Source organism: Vagococcus lutrae, from assembly GCF_003987555.1.
GTDB classification, from domain to species: Bacteria; Bacillota; Bacilli; order Lactobacillales; family Vagococcaceae; genus Vagococcus_A; species Vagococcus_A lutrae.
Genome location: NZ_NGJW01000003.1, coordinates 1 through 18,233, shown reverse-complemented (window position 1 = coordinate 18,233; position 18,233 = coordinate 1). Strand labels below are relative to the sequence as shown.

14 protein-coding genes and 1 pseudogene are annotated in these 18,233 nt (G+C 37.8%); 1 reads left to right on the top strand and 14 read right to left on the bottom strand.

Annotation, left to right across the window (positions count from 1 at the left end; all coding sequences use genetic code 11):
* Window positions 1-70: 70 nt before the first annotated feature.
* The 14 genes from coaE to CBF33_RS02820 all read right to left on the bottom strand — a co-directional run bounded on the left by coaE (window position 71) and on the right by CBF33_RS02820 (window position 17,633).
* Window positions 71-676 (bottom strand): dephospho-CoA kinase, encoded by a 606-nt coding sequence (gene coaE, locus CBF33_RS02885; RefSeq protein ID WP_126761435.1) that lies wholly within the window; start codon window positions 674-676, stop codon window positions 71-73.
* Between the two features lie 17 nt (window positions 677-693).
* Window positions 694-1,521, bottom strand: a complete 828-nt coding sequence (mutM, locus tag CBF33_RS02880; RefSeq protein WP_126761433.1) for a DNA-formamidopyrimidine glycosylase — start codon at window positions 1,519-1,521, stop codon at window positions 694-696.
* A gap of 67 nt (window positions 1,522-1,588) precedes the next feature.
* Window positions 1,589-4,243, bottom strand: a complete 2,655-nt coding sequence (gene polA / locus CBF33_RS02875; protein WP_126761431.1) for a DNA polymerase I — start codon at window positions 4,241-4,243, stop codon at window positions 1,589-1,591.
* Window positions 4,244-4,361: 118 nt separating this feature from the next.
* Window positions 4,362-5,066 (bottom strand): Bax inhibitor-1/YccA family protein, encoded by a 705-nt coding sequence (locus CBF33_RS02870; protein WP_023605623.1) that lies wholly within the window; start codon window positions 5,064-5,066, stop codon window positions 4,362-4,364.
* 63 nt (window positions 5,067-5,129) lie between these two features.
* Window positions 5,130-6,461 (bottom strand): UDP-N-acetylmuramate--L-alanine ligase, encoded by a 1,332-nt coding sequence (gene murC, locus CBF33_RS02865; protein ID WP_371871931.1) that lies wholly within the window; start codon window positions 6,459-6,461, stop codon window positions 5,130-5,132.
* A gap of 137 nt (window positions 6,462-6,598) precedes the next feature.
* The gene (locus tag CBF33_RS02860; RefSeq protein ID WP_126761429.1) at window positions 6,599-7,360 is read right to left on the bottom strand and encodes a hypothetical protein; all 762 of its coding nucleotides are present in this window, start codon (window positions 7,358-7,360) and stop codon (window positions 6,599-6,601) included.
* 133 nt (window positions 7,361-7,493) lie between these two features.
* The gene (locus CBF33_RS02855; RefSeq protein ID WP_126761427.1) at window positions 7,494-8,051 is read right to left on the bottom strand and encodes a DUF805 domain-containing protein; all 558 of its coding nucleotides are present in this window, start codon (window positions 8,049-8,051) and stop codon (window positions 7,494-7,496) included.
* A gap of 26 nt (window positions 8,052-8,077) precedes the next feature.
* A complete protein-coding gene (alaS, locus tag CBF33_RS02850) occupies window positions 8,078-10,738 on the bottom strand; it encodes an alanine--tRNA ligase (RefSeq protein WP_126761425.1) in 2,661 nt (886 codons plus the stop codon).
* Window positions 10,739-11,020: 282 nt separating this feature from the next.
* Window positions 11,021-12,379 (bottom strand): phosphoglucosamine mutase, encoded by a 1,359-nt coding sequence (gene glmM, locus CBF33_RS02845; RefSeq protein WP_023605628.1) that lies wholly within the window; start codon window positions 12,377-12,379, stop codon window positions 11,021-11,023.
* A 33-nt stretch (window positions 12,380-12,412) separates the two neighbouring features.
* Window positions 12,413-13,456 carry a CdaR family protein gene (locus CBF33_RS02840; RefSeq protein ID WP_170167734.1) on the bottom strand — a complete coding sequence of 348 codons (1,044 nt, stop codon included), beginning with the start codon at window positions 13,454-13,456 and terminating at the stop codon, window positions 12,413-12,415.
* A complete protein-coding gene (gene cdaA, locus CBF33_RS02835) occupies window positions 13,446-14,333 on the bottom strand; it encodes a diadenylate cyclase CdaA (RefSeq protein ID WP_272163232.1) in 888 nt (295 codons plus the stop codon). The genes CBF33_RS02840 and cdaA overlap by 11 nt, the downstream gene beginning before the upstream one ends.
* Window positions 14,334-14,414: 81 nt before the next feature.
* Entirely contained in the window at window positions 14,415-14,864 is a 450-nt protein-coding gene (locus CBF33_RS02830; protein WP_126761705.1) for a SprT family protein, read from the bottom strand.
* Between the two features lie 49 nt (window positions 14,865-14,913).
* Window positions 14,914-17,109, bottom strand: coding sequence for a Tex family protein (locus CBF33_RS02825; protein WP_126761421.1), 2,196 nt, complete (start codon window positions 17,107-17,109; stop codon window positions 14,914-14,916).
* 137 nt (window positions 17,110-17,246) lie between these two features.
* Window positions 17,247-17,633 carry a DUF1149 family protein gene (locus CBF33_RS02820; protein WP_023605633.1) on the bottom strand — a complete coding sequence of 129 codons (387 nt, stop codon included), beginning with the start codon at window positions 17,631-17,633 and terminating at the stop codon, window positions 17,247-17,249.
* 257 nt (window positions 17,634-17,890) lie between these two features.
* On the opposite strand from CBF33_RS02820, the pseudogene CBF33_RS02815 reads away from it, so the two are divergent.
* Window positions 17,891-18,233 (top strand): annotated as a pseudogene (locus CBF33_RS02815) (transposase family protein); the annotation flags it as partial.

The window sequence follows — 18,233 nt, the reverse complement described above, 5'->3', positions numbered from 1 at the left end:
ACATTATAAACAATATCATCATCTTGATACCTTTATTATAACATGAAAAAGCGGTATTGGTACAGTTGTATCATTTGAACGTTTTAAACTGTTCTATCAACCAATTCTGAACTTGTTCGTAAGTGTCAGCGATTGTTTGACTATTATCTATCACAATATCTGCGCGTGCTTTTTTTTCTTCAATTGGTAATTGAGAGGCGATGCGGTCACGCGCTTGTTGGACAGTGAGTTCGTCTCTTGCCATTAAGCGTGCTATCTGCGTTTTTTCCGGAACATAGACGACCATAATCGCATCAAACGTGCTTTGATATTCCGCCTCATATAATAAAGGAATGTCAAACACAATCAGCGGCACCTTTTCACTTTCCCATTTTTCTTTTGCCATCATCATTTTTTGATGAATTTCTTGATGTAAAATCTGATTTAACATTTCTCGTTTATCTTCATCTTTAAAAATTATTTCGCCTAGCTTTTTTCGATTTAACGAACCATCTTCTAAAAGAATCTCTTTGCCAAAAGTTTTAACGATTTCTGCTAGGCCGTCTGTCCCTGGCTCGACAACTTCACGAGCTATCACATCGGCATCCACTACTGGAATATCATGTTGAATAAAAAAACGTGTCACAGTTGATTTCCCTGTTGCAATGCCCCCAGTTAATCCTAACGTATAGGTCATCTCTTACTTCCTTCTTTCTAATGAAGTACTTGACACTTCGGACAAAAATGTGTCCCTCTCTGTGCCACTTTTATTTTCTTGATAGGTGTTTGGCATCGGTCACAAGCCTGGCCCGTCTGTCCATAAACTTTAAGCGCTACTTGAAATTTTCCCGCTTCCCCCAGAGCATTTTTATACGTTCGAATAGTCGTCCCACCTGCTGCTACAGCTCGCGCTAGCACTTCAATTATCGCACTGTGTAAGACTTCTATCTCATCTTTTGCCAACGTATTAGCTGGTTGTTCTGGATGAATACGTGCTTGATATAAGGCTTCATCTACATAGATATTTCCCAACCCAGTAACAAGGTGCTGATCTAATAATAGTGGCTTAATCGCTTTTACACGTCTCCCTAGCTGTTCTTCAAAAACAGTAAGGTTAAAATCAGGTAACACAGGTTCTGGACCTAGTTTTTTAATCCCACGATATTCTTCTGCTTGGTGCTTGTCGATAAGCGCCATCCGACCAAATTTTCTGACATCTAAATAGCGCAATTCCGTGCCATCATTAAAATGAAACACAACATGCGTATGTTTCATTAATGGGTCATCAGCTTGATGAAATTCATACTTTCCTTCCATTCTTAAATGAGAAATCAAATCGAAATGTGTCAAACGAATAATTAAAAACTTGCCTCTTCTTAAAATAGCTTCGATTGACTCACCTATTAATGCTAGTTTAAATTTTTCAATATCGGTTGTTTCTATAATTTTAGGCCACATCACGCTCACAGACTCAATCGTTTTATTGACAACTAACTGTTCTAAGCCTGTTCTGACCGCTTCTACCTCTGGTAATTCTGGCATGTTTCATACCTCTTCCTCTTCTATAATAGGAAAAGAGAAAGCAACTATCTCACTTTCTCTTCCTTTATTATTTTGCATCGTACCATGTATCGCCATAGCTACTGTCCGCTCTTAAAGGCACACGTAATGTCGTAATGGTTTCCATAACGTCGGTCACCAATTTTTCAAGAGCTGGTATCTCGTCAGCGGGCGCTTCAAAGACAAGCTCATCATGAACTTGTAATAACATCGTAGCTTGTAGTCCTTCTGCTTCTATTCGCTTATCTAACTCAATCATGGCCAATTTCAAGATATCGGCAGCACTTCCTTGAATAGGCGTATTAATTGCAGTACGTTCTGCGAAAGAGCGAATATTAAAGTTACGGGCATTAATGTCTGGTAAAAAACGACGACGATGCCACAACGTTTCCACATAACCTTTATCTTTCGCTTCTCTCACGATGTCTTCCATATAAGTTTTAACACCTGGATATTTCTCAAAGTAAGTATCGATAAAGTGTTTCGCTTCTTTTCGCGTAATACCTAAGTTTTGAGATAAACCATAATCACTAATCCCGTAAACAACTCCAAAATTCACCGCTTTAGCTTGGCGACGTAAATTACCATCCACTGTCGCTGTCTCATCTAATCCAAATACACGACGAGCTGTACTCGCGTGAATATCTTGGTCTTCAACAAAGGCTTGAATCAAATGTTCATCTTCACTTATATGAGCAAGCACGCGCAACTCAATTTGAGAGTAATCCGATGCGTAGATTTTCCATCCTTCTTTACGCGGAACAAATGCTTGACGAATTTTACGTCCTTCTTCTAATCGAACGGGAATATTTTGTAGGTTAGGATCGACTGAACTTAATCGACCTGTCTGTGTTAACGTTTGAACATATCGCGTATGAATTTTTTGGTCACCCGGATGAATGACTTTTAAAAGTCCTTCTACATATGTTGACTGAATTTTCATAATTTGACGATAATCTAAAATTTCATCAATAATTGGAGATTCTGTTTTCAGTTGCTCTAAAACATCCACAGCTGTCGAATAACCCGTTTTTGTTTTCTTTATCACGGGTAATTTCATTTTTTCAAATAGAATAACTCCTAATTGTTTCGGTGAGTTTAAATTGAACTCTTCTCCCGCTATTTCAAATACACGTTGTTCAATCTCTTTTAGTCGTTCCGCAAATTCCACTTGCATAGTTTCTAAACGACTAGCATCTACTTTAATCCCCGCCATTTCCATTTTAGCTAAGACTAACGACAATGGTAACTCCATTTCATAGAATAACTCCGTCTGTTGATATTCTTCTAAGCGCTCTAACATGAGCGGATGAATCGCAGTCATTGCGGCCACTTTTCGTGCTAAATGCTCTGCGAATCTTTCTGTTTCTGGAACGGCGCGTTTCGCCCCTTTACCATATACTTGTTCGTCAGTTTCAATCTGATGATAATCATAATGACTCGCTATTTCTGCTAGATCTTCATTTTTATCATTAGTGTCTAATAGATAAGCAGCAATTAGTGTATCAAAGGAGACGCCTTGTAAATCGATGTCTCGTCGATTGAGTGCGACTTTATAGCTTTTAGCATTAAATACTTGCTTTTTATAATCATCACTTGCTAACCATTTTCTTAGTTTTGCGTTTTCAAAGACTTCTTCTCCAATCATGACGTAGGTCTTTTTCCCATTACTAAAGGCGATACCTTCAATAGGTGCGACATGATAGTTTTCCTCCAACATTTCCATATACATGACCATATCATCTGTTAGCATTTCATCTGTCACTTCCGTTACTAACTCGTATGTCACATCTGGCAATGGTTCTTCTAACGCTCCATATTCAGAGGTATCTAGTTTAGCTAAGAAACTATTAAAATCCATTTCTTTATAGAACTGTACTAGATGTTCCACATTTTTGCCATTAAAGGCAAGGTCTTCTACTTTTAAAGGAAGTGGTACATCTGTATGGATAGTGGCGAGTTGTTTACTCATAAATGCTTGCTCACGGTCGTTTATCAAGTTCTCTTTTCGTTTACTTTTTTTCATCTCATCAATGTGGTCGTATACGCCTTCAACAGTGCCATATTCTTTTAATAACTTAATCGCTGTTTTCTCGCCTATCCCCGTAACGCCCGGTAGATTATCAGAATTATCTCCTGCTAACCCTTTCATGTCGATAATCTGAGCAGGGGTTAACTCATATTTTTCACGGATATGTTCTGGCGTGTAAGACTCTAACTCACTAACGCCTTTAACCGTCACATCTACTCGAATATGCTCATCAGCTAGTTGGGTTAAATCTTTATCGCCAGAGATAATCACGACATCAAATTGTTCGGCGGGTACTTGCTTCGCTAATGTCCCAATAATATCATCGGCTTCATAGTTCATTAATTCAAAATATTTTACACCAAACGCTTCGACTAATTCACGAATATAGGGCATCTGTTCTTTAAACTCACTAGGTGTTTTAGAACGTCCTGCTTTGTAATCAGTATATGTATCATGACGAAACGTCGTTTTTCCTGCATCAAATGCCACTAAAACATGCGTAGGCTTTTCTTTTTCTAACACATTATCAAACATATTATGAAACGCATAAATCGCATTGGTATGTAAACCGTTTCGATTTTTAAAATTATTTAACGCTTGATACAGAGCATAGAATGCGCGAAACGCGACACTATTTCCATCTATTAATAACAGCTTATTTTTTTTACTCATTGACTTATCTCCCATCTTTTCTCTCTTCTATATTTTAACAAACTTATCATCAGAATGCGAAATTAAAAAATGAAGCACAAAAAAACACTCTGTCTAAAAACAGAGTGTTTTGCGCTGATTAATCGCGTCCAAATATGCGAATAAACGCTAGTAGTAAGTTGATAAAATCTAAGTATAATTGTAAGGCACAGAAGACGGCTAAACCTTTTAGTGTGGCTTCATCTCCTTGCACTTGGTCGTAGTAACGACGAATCATTTGATGATCGTAAGCTGTTAGACCAGCAAAAACTGCAACCATGACTATCGAAATAAACAAATCGGCCGCACTACTTTGAAGAATAAAACCATTAACTAAAATAACGACAATCAAACCAATCAACATACTGCGAAGGGCTTGGCCCATGGCACTTAAATCTTTCTTCGTAGTAGCACCGACAATTGCCATGCTACCGAAAGTTAACGCCGCAGCGATAAAGCCTTTCGTCACACTAGCCTGACTATATAAAGCTAAGGTAACGCTAATCGTAACCCCGTTTAATAGTGAGTAGGCAATAAAACCTGCTAAGGCCATAGTAGGATTGGTTGTCGCTTTACGACCTAAATAAATGACCAATGCTATTTCTGCTACCCATAACATTAAGAATGAGAAACGACTTTGTGTTAACATGCCAATAAACTGCTCATAGAAAACATTCATCATCAAGAACGAGGATAAGGCACTTAAAGCAATTCCGATTCCCAAATATCCATAGATTCTTGCATAGAATTGTGACAAACCATGCTCATTCGTTGAAGCTGTATTATTAAAAGATGGTTGATTCATACTATCACTCCTTATTATCTTACATCTATTATAACGTGTTCCACAATAAAGACCTAATTTTTACTACATTATATTAGGACGTGTTTGTGTTAAAAGACGCTCATACGCACGTTCAAATTTTTGAACATCGCCTGCTCCCATGAAAATCATAACAGCATCGTGATAGTCTAACAATGGCGACACATTATCTTCTGTAATCACGGCGCCACCTTTCTCAATCTTATCTCCTAAGTTTTCAATCTTGACACTACCTTGTTCTTCACGTGCAGAACCGAAGATGTCACATAAATATACGTGATCTGCTAAGTCTAGTGCTTCAGCAAATTCGTCTAAAAGAGCCACAGTACGCGTAAAGGTATGAGGTTGAAAAACAGCAATCACTTCTTTTTCAGGATACTTTTGACGGGCTCCGTCAATAGTTGCTTTGATTTCTGCAGGGTGATGAGCGTAATCATCCACGATAATCATATCGGTCACTTTTTTCTCTGAAAAACGACGTTTTACCCCACCAAATGTTAATAGCTCTTCTGCCACTTCACGGTCGTCTAAGCCTTCCAAGTGGGCAATCGCAATCACTGATAACGCATTATAGACATTATGCAAGCCATATGCCGGTACTTGGTAGTGCCCAATCATCTCATTGTTGAAATAAACATCAAAAGCTGAACCTGATGTCGTACGGTTTATATTTTTAACGACAAAATCATTTTCATCACTCGTGCCATAATAATAGACGGGAACTTCCACATTTAAACGACGTAATTGTTCATCTTCTCCAAATGCGACAATCCCTTTTTTAACTTGTGTTGAAAAACTTTGAAAAGCATCAAAAACATCCTCAATACTTTGATAATAATCTGGATGGTCAAAATCAATATTGGTGATAATCGCATAGTCTGGAGCGTACGCTAAAAAATGACGACGATATTCACACGCTTCAAACGCAAAAAAGTCTGCTTCAGAAATACCGTGACCCGTCCCATCTCCAATCAGATAACTGGTTGGTTTAATACCACTGAGCACATGCGCTAACAAGCCCGTAGTACTGGTTTTACCATGGGACCCTGTCACCGCTATACTTGTAAAACTCTTAATCAATTCACCTATAAAACGATGATATCGTACAACATTTAAACCTTTTTTTAATGCTTCTTGAATTTCAACATGACTATCTTTAAACGCATTTCCCGCCACAACTATCATATTAGACTTTATATTATGCTTATCAAACGGCAAAATCGTAATACCCGCTTTTTCTAACTCTCTTTGTGTAAAAACATATTCGGTAATATCAGAACCTTGAACATTAAAGCCTTTTTCATGCAATATTAATGCTAGTGCGCTCATCCCAGCGCCTTTAATTCCTACAAAATGATAGATTTTATTTTTATCCATTTTCATGAAGATCCTCTTTTCCATGCACATACATAAATGACTAGTTAATTTACTATGTTTCTTAACCTATCTATTATCGTATATTTTTGTTCTTTTTTCAACCAAAAAACTTACCTATCACTTCTGATAGGTAAGTTTTAGGAATTAAAATATTTATTTGCTCGTAACTGTGACTGTTCTTCATCCATTATACCTGATAAAGATTTTTCTAAACGCATTTTCTTTTTAGACATTGGCTGGTTAGTCACATCAGATTTTGAAGCCTTTCGATGATTTAAATCGTTGTCATTATTTGTTATTTTATCTTCTTCAAAATCAGGGTTAACCGTGTCAAATAGCAAGTAATCTTTCTTCTCTTCTTTAATTTGATTCGCTAATTCTGCGCTTTTCCATACATTCGTTTTAGCCTCACTCATTAATGATTCAGGCAATTTCTTAGGACGAAAAGGGGCTTGATGCGACGTCTTACGCACGGATGTCGTCTTTTCAAAAGTTTGATTCTTTTTTTCATTATTCAGCGTCGTTTGATATATAGGTCGATGTGACCGACGATTTATGCTTGATTCTGTTTGCTTTATTTCGGGTCGCTTAGCACTAGACATTTCCCTACTACGACGCTTAGGTAATTGCTGAGCATGTTGCGATTTATTTTTTAATGTCTCTTTTTCTTGTGTATCATTTTCTTTTTTTAAACGTTTCTGAGTCGTCTCTTCTTTGACTGATTCAGTAGTTTTTGACACGTTTGCCTTTTTATTGACGTAAGTATCTACATTTCCTGACAATAACGTATCTGGTTCTCCTTCAAATAAAATACGCTTGGTTTCATTAGCAAGCCTAACAGGCTCATCGTCTGATACTAATGGAAAACGAAAATGCTTGCGTTCTGACATACTCTCCATTTTTTCCCCGCCTCATCTTTCTCACTATCTTCTCTATTGTAGCACACCTATCTCAAATAAAAAATATCCAAAAAAACAGTTCATTCAACAAAATCACTTGTTGAACGAACTGTTCTACATTAAAAATTTTTGATTAAAATAAATCACGATTATAACGTGTTTCCTTATGGCGTAAGAAAAATGCCTGTAAGCCAGAGGTTTTTTCTGTTAGCCAAGCATTTGTTGGCATAATCGTAATAACGAACAAGAAGATAACTAAAACAAAAGATATAATATTTAATAAACTATTTTCCTGAGCGACATTCACACGACCAAGGATAAAATTAGCAATCAGTAAGACCGCACTTCCTTTACCCGTAATCCCTGTGTCACGATTACGTCGAACAGTAAGCGACAGAAAGGGTAAAATAGTCGCTAATACGAACACTAAATAAAGAATCATTACGCCACCCATCGACATCAAAAGTGCCAAGACATCTGCCTCATTGTCAATGGCTACTAAAGCTGATGTTCCGATGATTTTCATAATAAAATAGGCGATAAACACTGTATGAACAATCCCATAAACTAATACCGGCCACCAGTAACCTGCACGTGTCGTTCTTCCTTTAAAATCAACATACCCTTTAAAAAAATCTTTCATTGCCTGTCCAAAGCTCACTTTACCTGGACGTTGTTCGATTCTAGCCATTTTCTCTCTCTCCTTCTATTCCCTTATTAAACTGACGCGACTTCACTAATCCATGCTGGCACTGCCGCAATGGCTTCTGACATACCTTCAGGCTTTTTACCACCTGCTTGAGCCATATCAGGACGGCCACCACCGCCACCATTAATCATTGGTGCAATGGCTTTAATAAGGTCTCCTGCTTTATAGCCTTTTTTAACCATATCATCGCTCATGGCGACTAAGAGGTTCGCTTTTCCTTCATTCACTAACCCTAATACTAAAATATCAGATACCGCTTTTTGTTTCCACTGATCAGCCAGTTGGCGTAATTGATTCATATCTTTTACCGCCACTTCTTTTGCTACATAGGTAATGCCTGATTCTGATGCCACGTCATTAAAAATAGCACCAGCTTCTTGATTTGCCATTTTAGCTAAAAGCTGTTCATTTTCTTTTTGAGCTTGTTTTAATTGTTCTTGAAGAGCTATCACTTTTTGTGGCACTTCTAAAATGCGTTTACTTTTCACTAATTCAGCCGTCGCCTTCAACGTATTCTCACGCTCTACTAAATATTGATACGCTTTTTCTCCTGTCACAGCCTCAATCCGGCGAACTCCTGCACCAATACCTGATTCAGAAATCAATTTGAAAACACCAATTTCTGATGTGTTTCCAACATGGACACCTCCGCATAATTCTAGAGAATAATCTGAAACATTTACGACGCGGACATTTTGACCATACTTTTCACCAAAGAGAGCCATGGCACCCATTTCCTTAGCCGTTTCAATATCTGTTTCGACTGTCATAACAGGTAGTTGTTGCCAGATTTTTTGATTCACGATACTTTCCATTTTTTCAAGTTCTTCTTTCGTCACTTGACCAAAATGCGTAAAATCAAAACGTAGATAATCTGGTGTAACGAGTGAACCAGCTTGATTAGCATGTTCACCTAAGACATCTTTAAGTGCTTGATGAAGTAAGTGAGTCGCTGTATGATTTTTAATCACAGCACGACGTCGTGCGTGATCGACAACAAGACGATACGTTTGTCCTTCCATTAAAGACGTTTCTAAGCGTATATGATGAAGAGGTTGCCCATTTGGTGACTTTTGAACATCATCTACTGTACCAACTAAGCGACCTTCATTATCATAAATCCAACCCGTATCAAAAATCTGTCCACCCATTTCAGCATAGAAAGGTGTTTGGTTGAATATCGCTTCTACTTCTTCTACATCACTAACGACCGCTTCTGAGATACGCTCATCATTTGCGACTAAGGCTACTAAAGTAGCTTCATTCTCTAAACAATCGTATCCTGTAAACGCACTTGTCTCTTTGATCGCAAGAAGTGTTTCAGATTGTAAAGACATAGACCCTACTTCTTGACGTGCTTGACGTGCTCGTTCTCTTTGTTGTTCCATTTCTTTTTCAAAACCTGCGTGGTCAACCGATAGGCCTGCATCTTCAGCAATTTCTTCTGTTAATTCAACAGGGAACCCATACGTATCATAAAGTTTAAAGATAACTTCACCACTCAACTCATTTACTGCTTTTTCTTTTAAGTCACGAATCACTTCTTCTAAAATAGAAAGTCCATCATTAATCGTTTCATGGAAACGTTCTTCTTCAGTTTTGATGACTTTTGAAATAAATTCCTTTTGCTCCAACACTTCAGGATAGTGCGCAGACATAATACTACCCACAACCGGAACGAGTTGATGCATAAACGGTTTATGAATGCCTAGTTTTTTACCATGCATAACAGCACGTCTTAGTAGACGACGTAAAACATAGCCACGGCCTTCGTTTGAAGGTAACGCCCCATCGCCAATCGCGAAAGCAACGGCACGAGTATGATCGGCAATTACCTTAAAGGAAACATCTACTTGCTCATCTTCTCCATACACTTTATCCACCGCTAGTGCTTCTGTGGCTTTAATAATCGGCATGAATAAATCTGTTTCAAAGTTCGTTGGAGTATCTTGTAAAACAGAGACTAACCGTTCTAGTCCCATACCTGTATCAATATTTTTATGCGGAAGTGGCTCGTAGGTATCTTCTTCAGTATGATTGAATTCAGAAAATACTAAATTCCAGATTTCAAGATAACGCTCGTTTTCCCCACCTGGATAGTTTTCTGGGTCGTCTTCTGCTACATCATTGTAGCTCTCACCACGGTCATAAAAAATTTCTGAGTTAGGGCCACTAGGTCCCACTCCAATTTCCCAAAAGTTATCAGCTATATCAATCACACGATCCTCAGATAAGCCGATTTTTTCTTGCCATAATCGGCGAGCTTCACTATCTTCTGGATGAACAGTCACATACAACTTATCTGGGTCAAGTGCTAGCCATTTTTCATCCGTTAAAAATTCCCATGCCCAAGTAATCGCTTCTTCTTTAAAATAATCACCAATTGAAAAATTCCCTAACATCTCAAACATGGTATGATGACGAGCTGTTTTTCCGACATTTTCAATATCATTCGTTCTGATACTCTTTTGAGCATTGGTTAAACGAGGGCTCTCTGGTACGGCCGTGCCATCAAAATATTTTTTTAAAGTTGCCACACCTGAGTTAATCCAAAGTAACGTTGGATCTTCTACAGGAATCAATGACGCACTCGGCTCGACATGATGCCCTTTCTCTTTAAAAAAATCTAAAAATAGTTGACGTGTTTCACTACTACTTAATGCTTTCATCTCTATAATCTCCTTTTTCTTTCATAAAAAAACATCATTGCAAAACAAGGACGACGAGCGCGGTACCACCTTGTTTGCAATGATGTCGATCATTACCTCTCAAACATCGTAACGTGATGTAACGTAATATTTTTCAATATTAACTCAAGCAAGGGAGCTTTTTAATCCTAACTTATTTTTCTCGCACCAAATGAAAAATTCTCTGAACAGTCTCACATTAAAAAATATCCTTGTAGTTAAATTATAATCAAGCCGGATTTAATTGTCAATTGCTTTATGGTTCTACTCGATACCGATTTCAGCACGCACTACATCGGCAATCTTATCAACATAATAGTTAACTTGTTCAACCGTTGGTGCTTCAGCCATGACACGTAATAATGGTTCTGTTCCAGACGGACGTACTAATATACGACCATTTCCATCCATTTCACGCTCTGCTTCTTCGATGACAGTTTTAATCGCTGGATACGTCATCGCACCTGCTTTATCACTCACTCGAATGTTAACAAGTTTTTGCGGATACTCTTCTACTTCAGCTGCTAGTTCAGAAAGTTTTTTACCCGTTTGTTTCATGACATTCATTAACTGGATACCTGAAAGCATACCGTCTCCTGTCGTATTATAATCTAAGAAAACAATATGCCCTGACTGTTCACCACCAAAGTTGTACCCATTTTTACGCATTTCTTCCACAACATAACGGTCACCAACTTGTGTTTGTAAGGCCACCATTCCTTGTGCCTCAACCGCTTTATGAAAACCTAAATTACTCATAACAGTTGAAACAATCGTATTGTGATTTAACAAATGATGTTCGTTTAAATATTTCCCACAAATATACATGATTTTATCGCCGTCGACAATATTTCCTTTTTCATCCACTGCGATGACGCGGTCGCCATCTCCATCAAAAGCTAAACCTAAATCTGCTTCTTTTTCAACCACAAATGCCGCCAATGCTTCTGGATGAGTCGAGCCAACTTGGTCATTAATATTTAAGCCGTTATATTGCGTTCCCATTGTATGAAAATCTGCTTCTAAGTCTGCAAAAACACGATTTACCAATGGCGCTGTTGCACCATATGCGGCATCTAAACACACAACCATACCTTCAAAATCAGTATCCACTGTTTCTGTTAAAAATTGAGAATACTTCAGTAAGCCTTCTGGGTAGTCCTCTAAAATACCTAATCCTTTTGCAGACGGACGAGGTAGTGTGTCTTCTTCTGCATCAAGCAACGCCTCGATTTCTAATTCTTCGTCATCAGCTAACTTAAATCCGTCCGGTCCAAAGAATTTTATTCCATTATCTTCTGCTGGATTATGTGAAGCAGAAATCATAACACCCGCATCTGCTTTTTGTACTCGTGTTAAATAAGCCACAGCAGGTGTTGAGATTACTCCTAATTGTAACACTTCGATACCAACTGACATTAAACCCGCTACTAACGCTTGTTCTAACATTTGTCCTGAGATACGTGTATCTCTACCAACTAAAACTTGAGGACGCGTTTCTTCATCTTGGTGATGTTGAACTAATACATGACCACCACATCTTCCTAGTTTAAATGCTAGTTCTGGTGTTAATTCTTGATTGGCAATGCCTCGTACACCATCAGTTCCAAAATATTTACCCATTCTCTATTCACCTATTTCATTAAAATTTACCAATTACTTGGTTTCATCTGTTTCTTTAACTTTTGATTCTTCTTTTTCTTTAGATGATGACTGATTTTTTTCAGATGTTTCTTTTGTCGGCTTCATTTCCGGAATGACGGTGACATCTGTCACAGTCGGTTCTAACGTCACGTTAGGAATAGCCTCAAAACGATACGATTGCGTTGTTTTACGATTAACAGACGAGGTGTCCACGATAATAACGGCTTCTTCAACCTGATCTAACGCTTCACGAGGTCCAGTAACTTTTACATGATCAATCGTAGGTTCAAATCGATAGGATGCAACACCCTCAGGTATCGACCCTGACTGATTCACTTTAATTGGAACAGACTTCGTCGGTGCGGTAATAGTCAATCTTACCGTTACAACAGAAGGGACTGCAATCACCCCTAAAACGTTACCCTTATCATCGATTGGTAAAACTGTCACTTGCTTAGTAAAATCAGAGGATACTTCCTTGTCATCAATAGATACAATCACATCCGAAATTTTTTGTAGCGTTTGTTCTCCTGCTGTTATCGATACTGTTTCAGGTTCTACTGTAATATCAGTTAAATCGTATCCTTGTTTCAATAAACTATCATTTAAGCGCGGAGAAACTTTAAATGAACTCGTTTTCCGGCGTTCGAGCGTCACAAAAATACTTTCTTTCTCTAACGTTGCACTGACAGCCCGATTTAATCCGTCTATTTTAAGTGGAACTTCATAGGTTCCTTCTTTAAAATCGGTTAAATCTGCAACCACAGAAAAATTACGCGTTTCTTCCGCCTTTTCTGTATCTAGCAATACTTTGTTCGCACTTTGTAAATAAACATTGGTTTCTTCTTCATAGCCAGATACAAAATATTTTTGGTCATCATAGATAAGTTTTATTTTAACATTTTCAGCAACATCTGATAACTCTTTCATCGTATTTCCGGCTTCATTTCGACTAACCAAACGACTTTCCGGATTGGCATTAAAGAACAATAACATCGCAAACATAAACGATAAAACAATCGTAAAGGCTTTCGTTGTCGTTAGTTTATTTATCATGATTAGCCCCCTTTGAGAACCCTTCAAAGAAAGAAGCGAGTAACTTATCTTCTTTTGGCTCATGTTTTTCGACTAACTCATGTGTTAATATGTCTAAATATTCTTCTTTTGTTAGATGTGGTAATAGTTTGCCATCTTTCGTAATACTCACATCACCCGTTTCTTCTGAAACAATTATAGTTAATGCATCACTCACTTCGCTGATACCCAAAGCTGCCCGATGACGGGTACCAAATTCTTTAGGAATACTGTCATTTTCAGATAACGGTAAATAAGCCGATGCAGCAGCAAGTTTCCCGTCTTTCACAATCACAGCACCGTCATGTAACGGTGTATTGGGAATGAATATATTGATTAACAATTCACCCGATATCGCTGCATTTAACGGAATCCCTGTTTCGATAAAATCTTCCAAACCTGTTTTTCTCCCGATTGTGATGAGCGCACCAATTTTTCGTTTTGACATATATTGAATGGCCTTGTCAAAACTTTGAACCATATACTCTTCTTTTCTCAAGTCGGTGTTACTCTTACGAGAAAAGAATGAGCCACGACCTAAATGTTCAAGTCCCCGTCTCACTTCCGGTTGGAAAATAATGATAGTGGCAATGACGCCGTATGTGATGACTTGATTCATTAACCACGATACAGTGTTTAAACCGACCACACCACTGACAACACGAATAATTAAAATGACTGCGATTCCTTTCAACACTTGAATAGCTTTAGTCCCACGTAATAAGTCCATTAACTTATAAATGAGATACCAAACAACTAAAATATCCAAGATATTAACTAAGAAACCTCGCGTCATAATATTCTGCTGTAAAATATCATTCCAAGCTTGGAGATTAAATATTTCGCTAAGTTTTATCACATTCGCTTCTCCCCTTTGGTATGACTTGGTTATTTTTTTATTATAACATATAGAGTTAAATTGGTTTAGTAATTATTTCAATCAATTATCTATTAAAGATAATTGACCATGACAACGACAGCGATACTTTTTCGTGTCTATTTTCTTAAAACGATGTATTTTCTGTTCACACGCTAAACATTGGTATAGATAGGGATATTCTTCATCAAGTCTGAGATTGGGCACATAACGTAAGCCACCCGTTTGTTTTAATAAACGTTTAAAATCCTGATCACGATGTCGATATCCTTTTCCCATTAAATGAAGATGATAGTGACACAATTCATGTAAAATCACTTGTACAAAGATTGTTGCCGATAAACGCTCTAAAACTAACCAATTGAACTCTAAGTGATGATTATCAAGACGATAACGACCACCCGTTGTTTTCAACCTATTATTATAGCTTGCACGATGCCGAAAAGGTTTATTAAAAAATGCCACTGAAATCTCACAAACTAAGTTGGTAAGCCAATGATTAGTGGCTTGCATTTTAACTGGTGTTTCTTCTATTAACTTTTGATACCGTGCTATTTTTTCTTTATTGTGCACTGTCTTTTGGCTGTTTCATCGTCAATGATATACGCTGTTTATCTAACTCAACTTTTTCTACCCATACGGTCACAACATCTCCGACTGAAACAATATCTCGAGGATGTTTAACAAACTTGGTGCTCATTTTTGATAAATGAACTAAACCGTCTTGCTTTACTCCAATATCGACAAACGCACCAAAGTCAACAACATTACGAACAGTCCCCTCAAGTTCCATTCCAACAAGCAAATCTTTCATTTCTAAAACATCTTGTCGTAATAAAGGTGCTGGCATATCTTCGCGCAAATCGCGACCCGGCTGTTTTAATGCTTCGACAATATCTTCAAGGGTTTGCTCGCCAACTTCAAGTTCTTTTGCCAAGTTGTTAACAGAAATCGCCTCTAGTTTATCGGTTGCCTCTTTACTACCTAGTTCTTCAAGCTCAATCTCTAGACGTTGCAACAACGCTTTAGTCGTATCATATGACTCTGGATGGATACTTGTATTATCTAATGGTGACTTTCCGTCTAAAATTCGTAAGAAACCAACCGACTGCTCAAATGCTTTAGGCCCTAAGCGCGGTACTTTTTTAAACTCATTTCGACTATTGAACGCCCCATTTTCCTCACGATAAGCTACTAGATTTTTAGCTGTCGCTTTTGTTAAACCCGATACATGCTCTAACAGTTGAGGACTAGCTGTATTAACATTTACCCCGACTTGGTTGACGGCAGTTTCGACCACAAAGGACAGTTGCTCGTTCAGTTGTTTTTGTGAAACGTCATGTTGATACTGCCCGACTCCTACTGCTTTCGGGTCGATTTTCACTAATTCCGCTAAAGGATCTTGTAAACGGCGAGCAATACTAACCGCACTACGTTCTTCTACTTGAAGGTCTGGAAACTCCTCTCTCGCCACTTCGCTCGCAGAATAAACCGATGCTCCCGCTTCATTTACAATCACATAGTAAACTGTTTCTTCTAGCGCTTTTAAGTTTTCTGCCACAAATTTTTCTGATTCACGGCTCGCGGTACCATTACCAATTGCTACCATTTCGACTTGATATTTTTTAATCAATTCTTGGAATTTTGTTGCAGCTTCAGCACGTTTAGCATGACTAGCTGGTTTATGTGGATAAATCACATCGATTGCTTCAACTTTTCCAGTTTCATCGACAATTGCTAATTTACAACCGGTACGATACGCTGGGTCAAACCCCATCACTACTTTTTTCTTTAAAGGTGATTGTAATAATAGGTGACGCAAGTTTTCGCCAAAGATATCAATCGCTTGCTGATCCGCTTGTTCTGTTAAATTACTACGTATTTCTCGTTCAATCGCTGGTCCAATAAAACGTTTATAACTATCCTCGTAGGCATTTCTGACATAACTGACAGCTGGACTTGATGTTTTATTTCCAATAAGTTGTTCGTCAAAATAAGCCATAACTTTTTCTTCCTCAACACTCACTGAAACCTTTAATATGTCTTCTTTCTCACCACGATTCATAGCTAACACACGGTGCGAAGCCACTTTAGCTACCGGTTCTTGATGATCATAGTACATTTCATATACTTTCTTCTCATCTTTTTCGACTTGTTTCCCCTCTGTTACCAAGACACCTGTCCGCTCAGCAAAGTTTCGTAACCATTGACGATATTTAGGCTCATCGCTAATCGTTTCAGCCATGATTTCATGTGCACCACTTAAAACGTCTTCTACGGTCGTCAATTCTTTTTCTTCGTTAATATACTTCTGTGCTTCTGCTTCTACTTCTGCTTGGTTTGGCAATGATAATAACCATTCTGCCAATGGCAATAGTCCTTTTTCTCTGGCAATTGTTGCTTTCGTACGACGTTTTTGCTTGTATGGACGATACAAATCTTCTAATTGTTGAAGTTTCGTCGCTTTTACTATATCACGCTCTAACTCTTCGGTTAATTTACCTTGTTCATCGATTAAACGGAGTACTTCACTTCGTCTTGTTTCCAAGTTTTCAAGGAAACGATGACGTTCTAATATTTCTTGAATCGCTACTTCATCTAGACTACCTGTCATTTCTTTACGGTATCGTGCAATAAACGGAATCGTATTGCCTTCATCAATTAGCGACAAGACCGTCTTCATTTGTTTCATTGCATAACGGTTATCTAACTCTTGCATCAGCAAGTTCATAATTTGTTGATTTTTATCTTCTGACATACTTTGTTTCTCCTTCTCAACCATGACATTTTCTGCTATTTTATGGTAACATACTTTCTCTTTAGACACACATCATTCCATTTAACCCTACAAAAAAACGTGACAACCGATGATTGTCACGTTGACTGTGCTCATAACTATTGGTTTTCATTTTGAAAATTTAATTGAATACCTGGTTGATCTAATGCAATCTCTGTTACTTCATATGTTAGACGCTCAATCATCGAGAATAACGGCTTCATTAATTCATCTAACTCCGCAGGTTCTAATTCATCTGCAGTTTTAATTGTACGATGTAAAACCGTTACTAATTGGTTAACTGCACCAGTTAAAGCAAATTGTTCAAAGACCACTTTAAAAACAACGCGAAGACCTAGTACGCTATCACGATCGTGTTTAAAGTTTGGCTCTTCAGACATATCTATCGGTTTAATCTCTACACGAATTTCTGTTTCGCTATCTGTTTCTTGATGATAATCATAGTGAAAAGCTTCCACCATCTCTTTTTGTCTAATAATTTCCATGACTAATCTCCCTATCCATCACAAATTACTCTTCAATCTTAAGAGTTTTCACTTCTCTATTATATCATGAAATACTTAAAAATGCGTTTAAAATTCCTAGGATAACAAAAAAGGGCTCTATAATTTAAAGGACTGATGAATCAAAAAAATGATTCGTCAGCCCTTTTTTAATTTTCTTAATTTTAGGTATTAAAAAGCATACCGTTCTCCTATATGATTAATTTACGACAAAAAACCAAACGGGAGGCGATATGCTCATGTCTAATGATATCAAAAAATTACTACGAATCATAGAGCCAAATTTAATCACATCTGACATTTCTTACGAAATGGTAAAAGGACAACAAACATGTGTGGTGAACGCTACTTTTTCACCCCCTCTAACACCTTGTCATCATTGTGGTTCAACGGTGTATAACGAAAGTGGGAAACAAGTAGTCGTAAGAAATGGTAAGAAAAAAGCGGTCGTGCGTTTTGATCAATTTAATCATTTGCCTTTAATTATGAACGTCGCAAAACAACGCTATACCTGTAAAAATTGTGCTCATCATTGGACCGCTACCCCTTATTTTGTCGAGAAAGGACACTCTATTTCAAGAC

Bases quoted from the DNA above. Each gene is read 5' to 3' on its own strand.
- mutM (WP_126761433.1), bottom strand. From the start codon at position 1,521: ATGCCAGAATTACCAGAGGTAGAAGCGGTCAGAACAGGCTTAGAACAG.
- CBF33_RS02840 (WP_170167734.1), bottom strand. From the start codon at position 13,456: ATGATAAATAAACTAACGACAACGAAAGCCTTTACGATTGTTTTATCG.
- glmM (WP_023605628.1), bottom strand. From the start codon at position 12,379: ATGGGTAAATATTTTGGAACTGATGGTGTACGAGGCATTGCCAATCAA.
- coaE (WP_126761435.1), bottom strand. From the start codon at position 676: ATGACCTATACGTTAGGATTAACTGGGGGCATTGCAACAGGGAAATCA.
- CBF33_RS02830 (WP_126761705.1), bottom strand. From the start codon at position 14,864: ATGCAAGCCACTAATCATTGGCTTACCAACTTAGTTTGTGAGATTTCA.
- polA (WP_126761431.1), bottom strand. From the start codon at position 4,243: ATGAGTAAAAAAAATAAGCTGTTATTAATAGATGGAAATAGTGTCGCG.
- murC (WP_371871931.1), bottom strand. From the start codon at position 6,461: ATGGATAAAAATAAAATCTATCATTTTGTAGGAATTAAAGGCGCTGGG.
- CBF33_RS02820 (WP_023605633.1), bottom strand. From the start codon at position 17,633: ATGGAAATTATTAGACAAAAAGAGATGGTGGAAGCTTTTCACTATGAT.
- CBF33_RS02860 (WP_126761429.1), bottom strand. From the start codon at position 7,360: ATGGAGAGTATGTCAGAACGCAAGCATTTTCGTTTTCCATTAGTATCA.
- alaS (WP_126761425.1), bottom strand. From the start codon at position 10,738: ATGAAAGCATTAAGTAGTAGTGAAACACGTCAACTATTTTTAGATTTT.
- CBF33_RS02870 (WP_023605623.1), bottom strand. From the start codon at position 5,066: ATGAATCAACCATCTTTTAATAATACAGCTTCAACGAATGAGCATGGT.
- CBF33_RS02825 (WP_126761421.1), bottom strand. From the start codon at position 17,109: ATGTCAGAAGATAAAAATCAACAAATTATGAACTTGCTGATGCAAGAG.
- CBF33_RS02855 (WP_126761427.1), bottom strand. From the start codon at position 8,051: ATGGCTAGAATCGAACAACGTCCAGGTAAAGTGAGCTTTGGACAGGCA.